Here is a 16,448-nt window from a genome sequence, read left to right as displayed (position 1 = left end):
GGGCCCGGACGACGGAGGAACATGAACGACAACAGTGAGTTCGAGGAGTTCGAGGAGTTCGAGAATCCCGGGGAGTTCGGGGGCATCTCCCCGACCACCCTGGCCGATCTCCTGGGGCGCGGGCAGGTCATGGACATCGGCGTCCGCCCGCTGTGGCCCTCGGTCCCCCGGGTCGCCGGACCGGCGTTCACCGTGCGGTGCCCTCCGGGCGACAACCTCATGCTCCACGCGGCCGTCCACCGCGCGGAGCCCGGCGCCGTCATCGTCGTCGAGTCGGGCGACGTGGACTACGCGCTGGCCGGCGGGAACGTCTGCGCCGTCGCCCGACGCCGGGGAATCGCGGCGTTCGTGACCGACGGCGTGATCCGTGACCTCGCCGAGGTGCGCGAGATGGGATTCCCCGTCTTCGCCAGGGGCGTGATCCCCATCCCCGGCACCAAGAAGGCGGTCGGGCCGCTCAACGGCCCCGTGCGGTGCGGCGGTGTGGACGTGGACGCCGGTGACATCGTGGTGGCGGACGAGGAGGGCATCGTGGTCGTTCCCCGCGCCCGGCGCGGACAGGTGCTCCTCGACGCGCGGGCGAAGGCGGCCGAGGAGGCGGGCGAATCCCTGGACGCGTGGGAGGCCGCGCATCGCGCCCGTATCGACGGCATCCTGCGCGACAACGGCTTCGAGGACTGACCGCCGCAGGACGACCGCCGGGCTCCGCGGGCCCCGGAGACCGGCGGCCGTCCTGCGGTCTCCGGAGCCCCGGGTACCGGCTTCCGTATGTCCAGGTCGCCCCGTCCCCCGTACGGACGCGCACCGGACGCGGTCGCGGCGATCCGGGCGGACCATTGAACGCACGGCGCGCACCGGGACGGCGCGTCCCATACGCTCCCGGCCTGCAACTGCTGCGCCGACACGCCCGGGCGTCACCCGAACACCACACCCCGGCGCAGGTCCCATCTCATATCTGAGATAACCTTTCGCCATGTCAGACGATTACCTCGTACGCATCGGCAAGCTCATCCGTGACGCCCGTCAGCACCGGGGCTGGACACAGAGCCAGCTCGCCGAGGCGCTCGCCACCAGCCAGAGCGCCGTGAACCGCATCGAGCGCGGCAATCAAAACATCAGCCTTGAGATGATCGCGCGCATCGGTGAGGCACTCGACAGCGAGATCGTGTCGCTCGGCTACGCCGGGCCCATGCACCTGCGGGTGGTCGGCGGCCGCCGGCTCTCGGGCTCCATCGACGTCAAGACGAGCAAGAACGCGTGCGTGGCACTCCTCTGCGCCTCGCTGCTCAACAAGGGCCGTACGGTGCTGCGCCGGGTGGCCCGGATCGAGGAGGTCTACCGCCTCCTGGAGGTGCTGAACTCCATCGGTGTGCGGACCCGGTGGATCAACGAGGGAACCGATCTGGAGATCGTCCCGCCCGCCCGGCTCGACATGGACGCCATCGACGCGGACGCCGCCCGCCGGACCCGTTCCATCATCATGTTCCTCGGCCCTCTGCTGCACCGCATGGACCAGTTCAAACTCCCGTACGCCGGCGGCTGCGACCTCGGTACGCGGACCATCGAGCCGCACATGATCGCGCTGCGCCGCTTCGGTCTGGAGATCGCCGCGACCGAGGGGATCTACCACGCCCAGGTCGACCACTCGGTGACCCCCGGCCGCCCCATAGTGCTGACCGAGCGCGGTGACACCGTGACCGAGAACGCGCTGTTGGCCGCCGCCCGGCACGACGGCACGACCGTCATCCGCAACGCCTCCTCCAACTACATGGTCCAGGACCTCTGCTTCTTCCTGGAGGCGCTCGGCATACGCGTGGACGGCATCGGCACGACCACGCTGACCGTCCACGGAGTCCCGCACATCGACGTGGACGTCGACTACTTCCCGTCCGAGGACCCGGTCGAGGCGATGAGCCTCCTCGCCGCCGCCGTGGTGACGGAGTCCGAACTGACGATCCGCCGGGTGCCGATCGAGTTCCTGGAGATCGAACTCGCGGTGCTGGAGGAGATGGGCGTCGACTGCGACCGTACGACGGAGTACGCCGCCGACAACGGCCGTACCCGCCTGGTCGACCTCACGGTCCGGCCCTCCAAGCTGGAGGCGCCGATCGACAAGATCCACCCCATGCCGTTCCCGGGCCTCAACATCGACAACGTGCCCTTCTTCGCGGCGATCGCCGCCTCGGCCCACGGCCAGACCCTCATCCACGACTGGGTCTACGACAACCGGGCCATCTACCTCACCGACCTGAACCGCCTCGGCGGCAGGCTGCAACTCCTGGACCCGCACCGGGTACTGGTCGAGGGCCCGACCCGCTGGCGCGCCGCCGAGATGATGTGCCCGCCGGCCCTGCGGCCCGCCGTAGTGGTGCTGCTCGCCATGATGGCGGCCGAGGGCACGTCGGTCCTGCGCAACGTGTATGTGATCAACCGCGGTTACGAGGAGCTGGCGGAGCGGCTCAACTCCGTGGGCGCGCAGATCGAGATCTTCCGGGACATCTGACCGGCGCGGTGTCGTGCCCCCTGGAGGCAAGGGGCACGACACCTCAGCACGCCTACCGACCTGCGGATACCCACCTTCATCACCCTCCACTGACTACTGTTGTTTCAAGCACCTTGTGCAACGCAAGTGCAGGATGCTCTTCCACGGTTGACAACACGTCAGAGGTGCCTGAGCAGCCGTCAGCCTTCACGGCGAGTGGCTCGGCTGTACTCCTCGCGCTCCTCGTCGTCGACGCTGTGACGTGGCCTGACAAGGTCGGGCAGGAACAGGGACTCATTCACGGGCATCTCGGACTGCGCCTTGTGCAGAGCGGCGCACGCGGCGAAGAGTCGTCAGGACATGCCCAGGTGGACGCCAGCACCAGGAAGACGGGCAGCGACAAAGCCGCCGGCCTCCTCGCAGGATCGCACCGCGGCCTCGCCGGTCACGGATTCGGAGCGCGGTCGGTACCGGATCTCCCGGGTCGGCTCGTCGCGCTCCACAGGAGCGAGGGAACCTGTCCGCTGATGGAATCGCTCGAGGGAGGGCGATTCAAGCATTCTCTGAGGCGGGTTCGCCTATGCCTTGGGCACCGAGAAGCGGAAGAGCTTGCCGGACCATGTGGCGTACAGGTGGTCGCCGACGGCGTGCGTCGACCAGGAGCCGGAGCCGCCGGTGGCCCGATAGTGCCAGACCTGCTTGCCAGTGTCGGCGTCGAAGGCGTACAGGCCCTTCTTGCCTGCGGCGAGGAAGAGTCCGTGCAGGGCGCCCAGGAACTCGAGGTCAGCCAGGCCTGACCCTGCCGTCCAGCGTCTCGCGCCGGTCTTGGCGTCGATCCCGTGCAGGATCTTCTTGTCCAGGTAGCAGACGGTCGCGCCGGCGCGCGCGTAGCCGCGGTTGCCGTCGGCGGTGGTCTGCACTGTCCACAGGGTCTTTCCCGACGCCGGGTCGAAGGCGACGAGCAAGCCGCGGGTCGAGCCATTGAAGTTGGTGCTCGGGTAGCAGAACAGGGTTCCCTCGATCAGGCTCATGGACCCTGTGAAGCCGAGGATCTCGCTGTTCGTCGGCGGGAGTTCGGTGGGCTTGCTCCAGAGCGTCTCACCGTCGTCGGGGTCGAGGGCGAGCAGCTTCATGTCGGCGTCGATGCCGTAGAGCACCTTGCTCTTGTCCGGTGGGTACAGGGTGACGAGATCCTTCGCCCATACGCGTTTACCCGTGTCCGGGTCGAGGGCCATGTATCCGTCGAGCGTCGCGGCCGGGTTCGTCTTCGATGCGCCGCCCCAGGCGAGCAGCGCGCCCGCCGGGGTGGCGCCGAGGACCATGCTCACGTCCTCCACGTCGGTCGAGGTCCACCGCACCTCGCCGCTCGACGCCTCCAGGGCCTGGACGCGCCCGTCGCTCACGGTCACCACCGACTCGCCGTCCGAGAAGTCCAGCTCGGGCGCGCTGTCCCCGGCCGGGGACGCGTCCCACACCTCCTCGCCGGACCGGCCGTCGAACGCGTGCACCTTGCCGTCGGTACGTACCGTGTATACGCGCTCGTCGTCGGTGAGGGCGTCGGTGTTCTGGCCGCCGAGGTCCTTCCACAGGAGCTTGCCGGTGTCCCGGTCGAAGCAGGCACCGAAGGCCAGTCGGGTGCACAGCAGCGTGGACCGGGTCACCGCGCGCAGGGACATGGTGGGCTGCGGAAGCTCATTGGTCCAGTCCAGTTCGGGGGTGGCGACCGTGCCCTTGCTGTCCTCGCCCCGTGAGTGCAGGAACCAGGCGGTGCCCCCGGCCGCCGCGGCAACGGCGAGCACCGCGCCACCGGTCAACAACCGGCGGCGGCTGAGCAGCGGGGTGCGTACCACGTCCTGCAGCGTGCGCTCGTCCTCGGTCACCTGCAGTTCGACCGCGCCGAGCCAGCCGGCGGTGGTCTCCGGGCGCAGCCAGGCCTGCAGGTGCTCGACGGTGGGGCGCCGGGCGGGGTCCTTGTCGAGGCAGGCGGCGACGATGCCGAGCAGGCCGTGCGGGACGCCGTTCAGCTGCGGCTCCTCGTGGGCGGCCCGGTAGAGCAGAGCGTGGGCCGCACCGGTACCGAAGGGCGGGATGCCTGTGGCGGCGAAGGCGAGCACGGCCCCGAAGGCGAACACATCGCTGGCGGGCGTGAGTTCACCCCCTCTCGACTGCTCGGGCGACATGAAGCCGGGCGAGCCGGCGACCTGGCCCTCGGCCGTGAGCACGGTTCCGTCCACGGCCCGGCTGATGCCGAAGTCGATGACTCTGGGGCCGTCGAGGGTGAGCAGGATGTTGGACGGCTTGAGGTCGCGGTGGATGAGCCCGGCACGGTGGATCGCGGCCAGCGCCTCGGCCAGGCCGCCGCCGAGCACGCGCAGGGTGGACTCGGGCATGGGCCCGTGGGCGTCCAGGGCGTCGGCGAGGGAGGGGCCGGGGATGTACGCGGTGGCCAGCCAGGGCTGGGGCCCCTCGGGGTCGGCGTCGACGACCGGCGCGGTGAAGGCACCGGAGACCGCACGGGCGGCGTCCACCTCGGCCTTGAAGCGACGGCGGAAATCGGGGTCGGCGGCCAGTTCGGGACGTACGACCTTGACGGCCACCGCACGGCCACTGCGCGATGCGGCGAGGTGGACGAGGCCCATGCCGCCCGCGCCGAGTTCCCGGATCACCCGGTAGGGGCCGATGTACGAGGCGGGTGAGGCGGCTTGCGGGGGATGCGCGGACGGCATCGGCGGGGACGGCGGCATGGTCACGGGGTGTCGCTCCGGAAGGCGTAGAGGGTGGTCTCGGATGCGGCGAAGAGGGTGCTGCCGGAGGTCTGCAGCAGCCAGTCGTTCTTGCCCCCGGCGCTGCTCCCGGAGGGCTGGTGCGCCCAGAGCGGCCTGCCGTCGAAGGCGCGCAGGACGACGAACCCCGGGACGTCGCCGGCGGCGAACGTGGCGATGGCCACCACGGACGCGGAGACGGCGGGCCCCTGGTCGTATGCACCGCCGGTGGTCGTCAGGTCCACCGGGCTCGCGGTGTGCCACACCTGCTCACCGCTCTGTATGTCCAGGGCGAACACGGTGCCCGGACCGTCGTAGACATAGGCCCGCTCACCGCGGACCCTGGCCGGGCTGATGGTGGTCGTCTCGTTGACGGCGGTCCACAGTCTCTCGCCATCGGCGGCGCGGAAGGCCTGCACCTTGGTGCTGGTGACGAGCAGGGTCCTGCCGTCGGTGGACAGGTGCGGATAGGCGCCGGGCTCGATGACGTCCCGGACCTGCCACCGCTCGGTGCCCGAGCGCAGGCCGAGCCCGCGGAGCGTGCCGTTGTCCTGCAGGAAGCAGAGGCTTCCGTCGGCGTAGGCCTGGAAGTCGCTGCCTTTGACCGTGCGCGACCACAACACCTCGCCCGAGTCGATATCGACCGCGAGCACGCCATAACCGTCGTCGCCACTGGTGCCGACGACGGTGACCGAACCGGCGACGGACAGAACGTTCTCGACGGAGTCGGCGGACCGGGTGCCGGTGCCCTGCCGGGTGACAGCGTGGGTGAACTTCTGCTTGCCTGTGGCGTCGACACCGAAGAGATAGCCGCGCTCGCCGCCCCAGGCCTCGGCGTACAGCATCGATCCGTGCACGCCCAGCCACTTCGGATCCCCCGAGACGCCGGAGGGCGCGCGCAGCGAACCCGTCCAGCGCTCCTCCCCGGTCGCGGCGTCATAGGCGTACGCGCTGCCCTGGTCCCAGTGCACCAGCGTGTCGCCGAGGAGCCGCAGTTGTCCGCTCTCCAGCTTCTTCAGCGGAGCCGACCACTGCGGCTTCGGGCCGGCCGGAACCTTGGGCTCGGGCAGGCCGGTGGTGCCCGCGCTGCCGCCGGCCCGGATCGGGGTCCTGTCAGGCTTGGACCGCCACCCGGCCAGCGTCGCGGCGCCTGCGCCCGCTGCGACGGTGGCACCGGCCGCGGCGATCCACAGGAACCTGCGGCGACTCGGCCCGCTCGGGACGGCGGTGGCGGGCGGGCCGAGGGGCGGCGCGAGGGACGTCATGGGCACGGGCGGTGCGGCCACCAGAACGGCGGCGTGCGCCTCCCGCCGCGCCAGGTCCTCCCGCAGGCCCTCGGTGAGCAGCGCGGCAGGGTCGGCTCCCCCCAGCGCGGCCAGCACCGACGCGGCGGGCGGCCTGCGGGCGGGATCCTTGTCCAGACAGGAACCGATCAGCGGGCCCAACCCTTGGGGAACTCCGTCCAGTTGGGGCTGCTGATGGACGGCCCGGTAGAGGATCTCGGCCGTCCCTCCGGCGCCGAAGGGTCCCCGCCCGGTGGCAGCGAAGACCAGGACGCAGCCCAGGGAGAAGACGTCGGCCGCCGGTCCGGCCTCACGGCTCGACACGATCTGCTCGGGCGCCATGAACCCGGGCGTCCCCATCACGGCGCCCGTCCGGGTCAACTGGGTGGCGTCCACCGCGCTGCTGATTCCGAAGTCGATGACGCGAGGCCCGTCTTCGGCGACGAGTACGTTGCCGGGCTTCAGGTCGCGGTGGACGATGCCGGTGTCATGGATGGCCAGCAGCGCCTCCGCGAGGCCGGCGCCCAGGGCCCGCAGGGCAGGCTCGGGCAGCACACCGAAGCTGCGTACGACATCGTGCAGCGACGGCGCGGGGACGTAGGCCGTGGCCAGCCAGGGCTGTGGGGCATCGGCGTCCGCGTCGAGCACCGGCGGGGTGAAGAACCCGCTCACCCGGCGGGCGGATTCGGCCTCGCGCCGGAAGCGCCCGCGGAAGTTCGACGCCTCGGCGTACTCGGGCCGGATGACCTTCAGGGCGACCAGGCGCGATCCCGGTGATCTGGCCAGGAACACCCTGCCCATGCCGCCCTCGCCGAGGAGTTGGAAGACCTCGTAGGGGCCGATCCGGGCAGGGCTCTGCTGCTGAGAGACCTGGCCGGGCGGCCGCGGGACGGCGGTGACCGGCCGGGTCGCCGCGGCCGGCGGCTGCGGGACTGTGGTGTGCGCAGGCTGCGGGACCGTGGGGTCGCTGCCTCCGTATGGGGGTGTGTGCACGTCGTTGCCGCGGGCGGTCAGCTCAGCGAGCCCAGCACATCACGGGCGGCGGTGATGGCGGCGTCCTCGGCCTGCTTCTGGGTGACGTCGGAGGTATCCCGACTGTAGGTGAAGTTCGTGGTGAGCGAGGCGTTGCCCTCACGGACGATCACCTCAGCCTGCGCCAGCGACCCGTCCATGGTGTCGACGGTGTCGACGACGAAGGCCTCCTCGCCGAGCCCGCCGACCGACCGGGATTCCTGCACCTTGCGCATGCCCCCGAGGTCCTTGAGAGCGGTCTTCTTGTTCATGTCGTATGTGCTCTTGGCCGTCGTGCCGACCATGAGGTTCACATCCAGGCTCTGATAGGCGCCACCGTAGCCGGGGTGCTCCCACCTCGGCATTCTGGTGATCATCGAGGCCAGATCCTTGTCGTCCATCAAGCCGGGCGTGCACTCGCCTCCGGGCGCGATCTTCTCGATGGTGGACGCCTTGATCAGCTCGCACCCCTTGGGCACCTTGGTGAACGCCTTGCCCGACGGCGCCTCCGGCTTGGCGGCGTCTCCCAGGGAGCCGGAGGGCTTGCCCGACGCGGTGCCCTTGTCGCCGCCCCCTGACGTGGCGATGACCACGCCGACGATCACGGCCACGGCAAGCGCCGCAACGCCACCGATCAGCCAGATGCGCGAACGGCCGCCGCGCGGGCCTGGGTTGCCCGGACCGCCCGCCGGAACCGGCTGCGACCAGGCCGAGGGCCCACCCGGCGCCTGCGGCGGGACGGGCGGCGGCGCCTGACCCGGCATCGGGGGCGGCGCCTGGCCGGGTCCCTGCGCCGCGGGCCCCCAGGCCGGCGTGCCCTGCCCGAGCGGCTGGGTGGGACGGCTCTCGCCGAAGCCCTGCCGGGGGTCCACCTGCGGGGTCTCACTCACGGAACAGCTCGCTTTCATACGGTTTATGCCCTCGGGACCGGCAGAAACCCGTCCCATGGGGCCAGGCCGGAGCGACGGTCGACCGGGACCCGGCACAACGTCCCGAACCCTCTCGCGAGACACTGCAATTCCGATGAAATTCTGATGAAACAGAGGTCTCGGCGGCGGCAGACGACTCGGCTGCAGCAGAGCAACGGGGAACTACGGGGACCATGGGGGACTGCGGCGTGGGCACGAACACAGCGGACACAGTCGGCTCAGGCGTGGGCGCGTGGGATCCGGCGGATGCGACCGGCACGTCGGCCGCGACAGACACAGCAGGTACGGCGGGTACGGCGGGTGCGGAGGATGCGGCGGATCGGCTGCGCCTCGACCTGCTCGGCCCGGTCGGAGCCCACCGCGGCGAGGCGCCCCTCGACCTGGGGCCCGTACGGCGTCAGGCGGTGCTGGCCGCGCTGGTCCTGCGCGCGGAGACGCTCGTCACCCACCAGCAACTGCTGGACGACGTATGGGGACCCGAACCCCCGGGCACGGGCCGCCGGGTCCTGCCCAGCTACGTCTACCCCCTACGCAAGGCACTGGACGCGCCCGGCACCGGCCCCGCCGCATCCGCGATCCGCGGCGAGCGCGGCGGCTACCGTTTCGTACCCGGCCAAGCCCGCACGGACATCGGCGAGTTGGCCGGACAGTCCGCCGCGGCCCGCAGGGCGAAGGCCGCGGGCGACCTCACCACCGCTCTCGACGGCTGTACGCGGGCACTGAACCTGTTCCGCGGGGAGCCGTTGGCCGGCCTGCCCGGGCCGTTCGCCGACGCCGAGCGGCAGCGACTTGCCCGGCAGCGGCGCACCCTCCATCAGGAGCGGACGGAGTGCCTGGTCCTCCTGGGCCGGTACACGGAGGCCCTGGACGAGCTCCTGGCCGCGCCCGCGGGGCGGCCGTACGACGAGCCGCTCGCCGCCCTGCGCATACGCGCGCTGTACGGCAGCGGCCGGCAGACCGAGGCACTCGCCGCCTACCAGGAGACCCGGGACCGGCTCCGCGGCGAGTTGGGGTTGGAGCCCGGCGAGGAACTGCGCCGGGTACACCAAGGCGTACTGCGCCGGGACGACCTGATGCTGCTCGGCCGGGCACCGCTGCCCCGCACCGCCGGATCCGACGCAGCACAAGCACCGGCACCGCCATCCGCACCCACACTGGCATCGGCACCCGAACGTCCCCTGCCCCCGCCACGACCTCGCCGCAACGAACTCCCCGGCGACACTGCCTGGCTCGTCGGCCGGGAGACAGAACTCGCCCTGCTCACCACACCTGTGCCTCCCGGCTCCGTCTCCGTGGCCGCCGTCGACGGCACGGCGGGCGTCGGCAAGACCGCGCTGGTGGTCCGCGCCGCCTGGACGCTGCACGACCAGTACCCGGACGGCTGCCTGTTCGTGGACCTGCACGCGCACGGCGTCCCCCACGGGAGCCTGCGCCCACAGCGCGCACTGCACCGGCTGATCCGTGCCGTCCACGGCGCAGACGGCGAACTGACGGACGAACTGGACGAGTTGGTCACCGCCTGGCGCGCGGCCACCAGCTCCCTGAGGCTGCTGCTGGTCGTGGACGACGCCCGCAGCGCGGAACAGGTGCGCCCGCTGCTGCCCGCGGGCCCGGGCAGCCGAGTGCTGGTGGCCGGCCGCCAGCGTCTGCCCGGCCTCGACGCCGACCGGCGGCTCACCGTGGAGCCGCTGGGCACGGGCGAGGCTGTCACACTGCTCACGCATCTGCTGGGCGAGGCTCGCGCCGAACAGGAACCGGAGGCCGCGCAGGAACTCGCACGCCGCTGCGGCGGTCTGCCGCTGGCGCTGCGGATCACCGGGGCCCGGCTGCAGAACCGTCCGTCCTGGACACTGGCCCACCTGGTCGGCCGGATGTCGGACGACGAACGCCGCCTGGGCGAGCTCCGGGCCGAGGACCGCAGTGTGGAAGCCGCCTTCCGGATGTCCTACGACCAGCTCACCCCTGACCTGCAGCGCGTCTTCCGGGCGTTGGGCCAGTCCCCCACCGCCGAGTTCGACGGGCTCACTCCCGCCGTCATGCTGGGCCGCTCGCTCCAGGACACCGAGGACCTCCTGGAGCGCCTGGTCGACGCGAGCCTGCTGCAGCAGCCGCGGCTCAGCCGCTACCGGCTGCACGATCTCGTACGCGACCACACGCGCCGCCTGGCCGCCGCCGTACCCGAGGAGACCGCCGCAGACCGCGCCGCAGTGCTGCACCTCTACACAGCCGCCGGCCGCATCGCCAGCGACTGGGGCCCCGAGGGCTTCCCGACCGGCCCGGACGTCTCCCGCTCCCCCTTCTCGAACTGGCAGGACGCCGACGCATGGCTGGACGCCGCAGGCGGCCAACTGCTCGACGTGATCGCCTACGCGGCCGCCACCGGGCAGCACGACCACGTCTGCTGGATCGCCGAATCCCTGGTCGACCCGCTGGTCCGTCAGGGCCGCTACCACGAGTGCCGCTCCGCCCTGGAGCTCGCACTGCCCAGCGCGGACGTGGCCGACGACCGGCGAATGCCCTCCGCCCTGCGCAACTGCATGGCCATCGCGGACCTCTACCAGGGGCGCTTCCAGCAGGCCCACGCCTGGTGCACCGACGCGCTGCTCCTCGCCCGCCGCCAGGGCGACCTGCGCGAACAGGCCCGGGCAACCGCCGGGTTGGGCGCTGCGGAGCGTGCTCTGGGCCGCATCCCGGAGGCGGTCGCCCACCTGGGCGAGGCCATGGAGCTGGCGGCCCGGCTCGACGACGACTGGCTGGCCGGGATGTCGAGCTGCAACCTCGGCGCCCTCCACGACCAGCAGGGACGGCACGAGGAAGCACTCACGTACTACGCCGCCTCCCTCGCCTTCGCCGAGAAGATCGGCCACCCCAGAATGATCAGCAAGACCCTGTGCTTCATCGCCGAGGCCCACCTGGCACTCGACCGGCACGCGAAGGTCAAGGACGTGGCGAGACGCGCAGCGGACCTGGCCCAGGAGGTCGGCGACCTGCAACTGCGCGCGACAAGCCTGTCCCTGCTCGGCGCCGCGGAACACGGCGACGGAGAACTGCCGTTGGCCATCACCCTCCAGCAAGAGGCCCTGGCCACGCTCACCGAGCACACCAGCAGGCCCCTGGAGACAGAGATCCGCCGCCGGCTCGGACACACCTACTCGGCAGCGGGCCACCAGGCCGAGGCCGAGCAGCAGTTCCGCATCGCCGTGTCCCTGGCCGGGACGGAGGAGCTGGGACGGCCGCCCTCCCCTGGTGGCACACCATCCGTGACGGCACGAGAAGCGGATCTACACGAAACCTGAGCAACCCGGCGGGACTCGGATGCCTGATCTCGCCGGGGTTCTGGCTCGCGCACCTTCCGACAGCGCAGTACTCCTGGACCGCCCTCGCACCCAGTGCCGCACGCTCCGGGTCCGAGAGCGGAGCGAGGTCGACTGCGGTTGACGTCCGGTCGGACAGCGCCTGCTCACAGGCCGGCCCGCGGCGGTATGCGCTCGCTCCGCGGCAATGCGCCCGAGCGGGGGGCTGCTGCGGGCCACGGTCCGGTGGTGCCGCGCGGGGGCGATCAGGTCGTGGTTTCATGCTGCGGTGGAACGACAGGCGGACCCCGTGGCGGAAGAGGCTCCCGGCTGCCGGGTCCGGTGGCGGGAGGATTCGGATCTCGACGCCTGCGTGGAGCTGCTGGCCGACGTGCACGAACGGGACGGCTACCCGGAGAACTGGCCCGAGCGTCCTGGTGACTGGTTGGCCCAGCCCTCCCTGTTCGCCGCCTGGGTGGCGGAACTGGACGGGAAGGTCGTCGGTCATGTCGGCCTGTGCGAGGGCGGGGCGGGAGACCGGGCGCCGGTCCTGTGGAGCCGCCGAGCGGGTGTGCCCGTCGAGAAGGCCGCCGTGATCAGCCGCTTGTTCGTCTCCCCCGCGGCGCGTGGCCACGGGGTCGGTGCCCTGCTGATGGAGCGGGCCACGGGCGAGGCCCGGCGGCGCGGGCGCCATCCGGTCCTGGACGTCCTGGCGTCAGACACGTCGGCTGTGGCCCTGTACGGACGCCTGGGGTGGACCTTGCTGGCCACCGTCGACCACCGGTGGAGCCCGACGGAGACGGAGACGGTGACATTGCACTGCTACGCCGCACCCGTCGCTGCCGGATCGGCACGGCAGGCCGTGTCCGGGCCATGAGCCGGCTCCCGCCCGTGCGGTGCGGGGCGACCGAGCCCCGCGCCGCACGGGAGAGGACATGCCGGGTGGCGGCCGGCGTCCGCGCAGGTCACTCGAAGGTGAAGGTGAAGACCGAGCGGACCTGTTCGGCGATCTCGTGGAGGCCGGCAACGGTGTCGGCGGTGATCATGGCCTCGGCGAAGAAGTTCTCCCGGTCCATCGTCACCACGCGGAAGTTCTCGAACAGGTAGCCGTCCACCACCCCGGGAATCCGCTTGAGCTCCTCGACGGAGGTGGCGCTCGCCAGGGTGCCTACGCGGTCGGCCTCGAAGGGGAGCATGGCCAGCAGTTCGGTGCCACCGGGGGTCGCCCCGGCCGGTGCGCCGTCCAGGCGCTCGCCGAGCGCCATGCGTACCGACATGTCGATGGGGTCCACCCCGCAGACTCGCTGGGTGGCCGCCCGGTACATGCGGCCGCCGGGGCGGGGGTTGATCTCGACCAGCTCGCAGGTGCCGTCCGCGCGGACCCGGCCTTCGACGTGGAGCCAGCTGCTCCCCAGGCCGAGGGAGGCGTACAGGGCTCCGACCCTCTCCGACAGCTCGCGCACGGCCTGTCGCACGTGCGCGGAGGGCGGGGGCGAGATGAGGAGTCCCGCGTCGTGGTGCCGGAGGTTGTCGTGCTCCGTCTTCTCGACCTCGAAGAGCGGGTGGAACCGGCCGTCCAGCACCGGGCCGTCGACCGAGAACTCGACGCCGTCGATGTACTGCTCCACGATGGCGTCCGTGTCCGGGCCCACGGAGTCGGCCAGCTCCTTGAGGCGGGAGCGGAGCTCCACGGCGTCCTTGGCGCGGCGGACGAGCCGTGAACCACCCGAGTCCTGGTCGGGCTTGACGATGACGGGGTACGAGGTGACCGCGTCGACATCGAGGGAGGAGACCGTTCCGGCGACGAACGGCAGCGAGGACAGGCCCCGGTCCGTCATGGCCGCCCGCACCCGGGCCTTGCTCAGCAGAACCTCTCGGCCGTTCTCCCCGCCCTCCAGCCCGTAGTGCCGCGCAGTGCGCACCTGCCAGGAGATCAGCGACTCGACGAAGTTGACGACGGCGGTCGGCACCACACCCGCCGCCTCGACCGCCGTCACCAGCTCCTCCAGGCTCGCCGTCTCCCAGTCGACGACGACATGGGCCGCGCAGTGGTCGCGGTTGACGTCCTCCGGTTCGTCGGAGACCAGGATCGGGCGGCGCCCCATCTCCGAGAGCATGCGCGAGACGAGGCGCACTCCGCCTTCGAAGCGCTTGGAGTAGATCAGGACGTCTCGCTCATCAGCCACGTCGTTTCTCGCTTTCTGTGTCCGGGGAGTGGGGTACGGAGATGGTCCGGCGTGGGGTACGGAGGTGGTGCGGCGTGGGGTATGGAGATGGTCCGGCGTGGGGTACGGAGGTGGTGAGGCGTGGGGTACGGAGATGGTGCGGGCCGGGCGCTCGGCCGGTCAGGGGGCGGGGGTCTGCTCGCCGAGGGTGTCTCCGGACCCCGGCCGCACACCCAGCGCACGGGCCTGTTCGAGGGTGGTGGCGGAGCGCAGCGGCGAGAACATCAGCCAGAAGGAGACGCACAGGTACGAGACCCCGACGATCCAGATGGCCCGGCCGGGCCCCAGCGCGTCGGCGAGGGCCCCGCCGGCGAGAGCACCGAGCGGCAGCGTCCCGAGGGCCACCAGCCGGTAGCTCGCCGTGACCGCGCCCAACTGGTTCTCCGGCGGGATGGCCTGGCGGAGACTCACCGCGAAGACGTTGAAGAGCGCCACCCCGAAGCCGTTCACGACGAAGGCGAGGGCGAGGAGCGCCACCAGGCCGAAGGTGCCGAGGTCGAAGACGACCACGAGAGGGACGAGGAGCAGACCCGCGGCGGCCAGGACCACGCCCCAGGTGAGCGTCCTGCCCACGGTGATCCGGGCGCCGATGCGAGCGGCCACCAGCGAGCCGGCCAGTGCGCCGACGCTGCCGATGCCGATGACCACGCCGACGACCGTGCCGCTGAGGCCCAGCTCGCGGACGGCGAAGACCAGGAAGACGGTGAGGAAGCACTGCTCGTGCAGGTTGGACAGGCCCGCCTGCGTGCAGAGGTCGCGCAGGGGCCGCAGGGACCAGGTGTACCGCAGCCCCGATCCGATCGTGCGCAGCGCCGACTGCTGCGGCACTCCGGGTGCCTTGACGTCGCGGAGCAGCGCTCCGCTGAGGGCGGCACCCACGAAGAAGGCGGCGGTGACGGCGAAGGTGGGTGAGAGTCCCAGCTTGCCCACGAGGAAGCCCGCCGCCGAGGGGCCGGCGAGCTGGCTGACGGAGTAGGTGGCCTGGTGCAGTCCGTTGGCCGAGGGGATGGAGTCCACCGAGACGATCTTGGGGATGGTGGACTGGTAGGCGACCTCGTAGAAGACGGTGGCCGTGCCGATGACCGCGGCGGCCACCACGACATGGGTGGCCGTCAGCCCCTCGGTGGCCTGTGCGAGCCCCAGGAGCCCGAGCGCGGCACCCCGGACCACGCTGGTGATCACCAGGGTGCGGCGGGGCGGGTGGCGGTCGACCACCATCCCGGCGACCAGCGACAGCAGGACGACCGGGACGAACTGCACGGCGGAGATGAGGCCCACCTCGGTGCCGCTGGCGTGCAGGGCGGTCACCGCGACCAGTGGTAACAGAAAGTTGGTCAGCTGGGTCCCGAAATGGGCGGCGGACTCCCCTGTCCATACATTTCGAAAATCCCTGTTCTTCTTGAGGAGAACCCGGATTTCCTCATCTAGGATAGCCATTCCATCCCCCCGATCGGACCAGTTGGAAAATGAACCTAGCACACGCCTCATCCGTTCGCTAGGCTGCCTCCCGGCCCGATGGTTCGACGGAGGTTCAGAGAGATGAGGACACGGTGTCGGAATATTCGGTACTGACAGAAGAAGAATTGCGGTTACTGCCGTCGGACGAGGATGTCCGGAAGTACGAGGAAACCGGCTGGTACCTTTCGAAGAAGCTGCTCAGCGACGCGGAGACCGAGACTCTGACTCAGGCCAGCGAGCGCTTCTACGCAGGTCACAAGGGTCGCGCGCTGCCAGGCCAGCCGGACCGGCTGGCCGATTGGTCACCGGCCGATGGCGAGATCCAGCGCAACAGCGACTACATTCATTACCGGGACGAAGCCATTGCCGGAATTCTCCGTAAACCCGTCGTTGCCGCAGTGGCGGCGCGATTGGCGAGAACGCCGGAGGTGCGCACTTTCCAGGCAACTCTGATCTACAAGCCGGCAGTCCCCGAAGAAACGTCGAACATCGTTTCCTGGCATTTCGACAAGTACTTCTGGCCCACCTGCTCGTCCGACAACATGCTGACCGCCTTCATCCCTTTCCATGACTGCACGGAGGAGGCGGGCACCATCACGATGGTGCCCGGAAGCCACCGGTGGAAGCGGCGCCACGGCGCCGAACGGCCGGTCGGCGATCCTGCGGACGTGGCCCGCGACTACCTGCTGGAGGGGGACGCGGAACGCAACGGCGCCACCGTCGAGCGGGTCCCCGTGCACATCCCGCGGGGTCACATGACCTTCCACCACTGCCTCCTGTACCACGGCAGCGGCCCCAACCGCAGTCCTCACCCCCGTCGCGCGATCTCGTTCCACCTCCAGGACGGTGCCAACACCTACCGGCACTACCGGAACTCCGAGGGCCGCCAGCAGCCCTACAAGCACGACGCCCTGGTGCGGCGGACCCCGACCGGGGAGCCGGACTACGCAGACCCGGAGTTCTGCCCCACCCTCTGGCCCGCCCGGAGGTGAGCTCCGCTCCGGA

The 16,448-nt window shown here is 71.0% G+C and carries 10 protein-coding genes; 5 read left to right on the top strand and 5 right to left on the bottom strand.

The genetic code is table 11. The annotated features are described in order from the left end of the window. Positions 1 to 21: 21 nt before the first annotated feature. Together EES42_RS28445 and EES42_RS28440 are read left to right on the top strand one after the other, a co-directional pair. On the top strand, positions 22 to 681 hold the full coding sequence (locus EES42_RS28445) for an RraA family protein (protein WP_124721138.1): 660 nt from the start codon (positions 22 to 24) through the stop codon (positions 679 to 681). Between the two features lie 292 nt (positions 682 to 973). Further along, positions 974 to 2,503: a helix-turn-helix domain-containing protein gene (locus EES42_RS28440; RefSeq protein ID WP_124721137.1), complete on the top strand. Its 1,530-nt coding sequence runs from the start codon at positions 974 to 976 to the stop codon at positions 2,501 to 2,503. Positions 2,504 to 3,060: 557 nt separating this feature from the next. Here the strand turns inward: EES42_RS28440 and EES42_RS44960 are convergent. Genes EES42_RS44960 through EES42_RS28420 form a run of 3 tightly spaced genes read right to left on the bottom strand, consistent with a single transcriptional unit; the run spans position 3,061 to position 8,428 of the window. Further along, entirely contained in the window at positions 3,061 to 5,208 is a 2,148-nt protein-coding gene (locus EES42_RS44960; protein WP_241196679.1) for an outer membrane protein assembly factor BamB family protein, read from the bottom strand. A 20-nt stretch (positions 5,209 to 5,228) separates the two neighbouring features. Then, complete coding sequence (locus EES42_RS28425; RefSeq protein ID WP_124721136.1) at positions 5,229 to 7,520, bottom strand: protein kinase domain-containing protein; 2,292 nt, start codon at positions 7,518 to 7,520, stop codon at positions 5,229 to 5,231. A 17-nt stretch (positions 7,521 to 7,537) separates the two neighbouring features. Beyond that, positions 7,538 to 8,428, bottom strand: a complete 891-nt coding sequence (locus EES42_RS28420) for a hypothetical protein (protein ID WP_206433624.1) — start codon at positions 8,426 to 8,428, stop codon at positions 7,538 to 7,540. A 227-nt stretch (positions 8,429 to 8,655) separates the two neighbouring features. Between EES42_RS28420 and EES42_RS28415 the strand changes: the two genes are divergently transcribed. Continuing rightward, the gene (locus EES42_RS28415) at positions 8,656 to 11,763 is read left to right on the top strand and encodes an AfsR/SARP family transcriptional regulator (RefSeq protein WP_241196632.1); all 3,108 of its coding nucleotides are present in this window, start codon (positions 8,656 to 8,658) and stop codon (positions 11,761 to 11,763) included. Between the two features lie 286 nt (positions 11,764 to 12,049). After that, on the top strand, positions 12,050 to 12,637 hold the full coding sequence (locus EES42_RS28410; protein ID WP_241196631.1) for a GNAT family N-acetyltransferase: 588 nt from the start codon (positions 12,050 to 12,052) through the stop codon (positions 12,635 to 12,637). 88 nt (positions 12,638 to 12,725) lie between these two features. On the opposite strand, the gene EES42_RS28405 is transcribed toward EES42_RS28410, so the two are convergent. After that, positions 12,726 to 13,946, bottom strand: a complete 1,221-nt coding sequence (locus EES42_RS28405; RefSeq protein ID WP_124721133.1) for an ATP-grasp domain-containing protein — start codon at positions 13,944 to 13,946, stop codon at positions 12,726 to 12,728. A gap of 159 nt (positions 13,947 to 14,105) precedes the next feature. Continuing rightward, positions 14,106 to 15,422 carry an MFS transporter gene (locus EES42_RS28400; RefSeq protein WP_164495353.1) on the bottom strand — a complete coding sequence of 439 codons (1,317 nt, stop codon included), beginning with the start codon at positions 15,420 to 15,422 and terminating at the stop codon, positions 14,106 to 14,108. A 146-nt stretch (positions 15,423 to 15,568) separates the two neighbouring features. Between EES42_RS28400 and EES42_RS28395 the strand changes: the two genes are divergently transcribed. Continuing rightward, complete coding sequence (locus EES42_RS28395) at positions 15,569 to 16,435, top strand: phytanoyl-CoA dioxygenase family protein (RefSeq protein ID WP_241196630.1); 867 nt, start codon at positions 15,569 to 15,571, stop codon at positions 16,433 to 16,435. The last annotated feature ends 13 nt before the right edge of the window (positions 16,436 to 16,448 follow it).

The sequence above is a fragment of the Streptomyces sp. ADI95-17 genome, from assembly GCF_003846175.1.
Lineage (GTDB): Bacteria > Actinomycetota > Actinomycetes > Streptomycetales > Streptomycetaceae > Streptomyces > Streptomyces sanglieri.
Note: the sequence above shows the minus strand (reverse complement) of the source record. Positions and strands in the feature narration are given on the sequence as shown.

What these genes read in the sequence shown, in the direction of transcription:
- EES42_RS28445 (WP_124721138.1), top strand. Translation starts at nt 22, where the DNA reads ATGAACGACAACAGTGAGTTCGAGGAGTTCGAGGAGTTCGAGAATCCC.
- EES42_RS28440 (WP_124721137.1), top strand. Translation starts at nt 974, where the DNA reads ATGTCAGACGATTACCTCGTACGCATCGGCAAGCTCATCCGTGACGCC.
- EES42_RS44960 (WP_241196679.1), bottom strand. Translation starts at nt 5,208, where the DNA reads ATGCCGTCCGCGCATCCCCCGCAAGCCGCCTCACCCGCCTCGTACATC.
- EES42_RS28400 (WP_164495353.1), bottom strand. Translation starts at nt 15,422, where the DNA reads ATGGCTATCCTAGATGAGGAAATCCGGGTTCTCCTCAAGAAGAACAGG.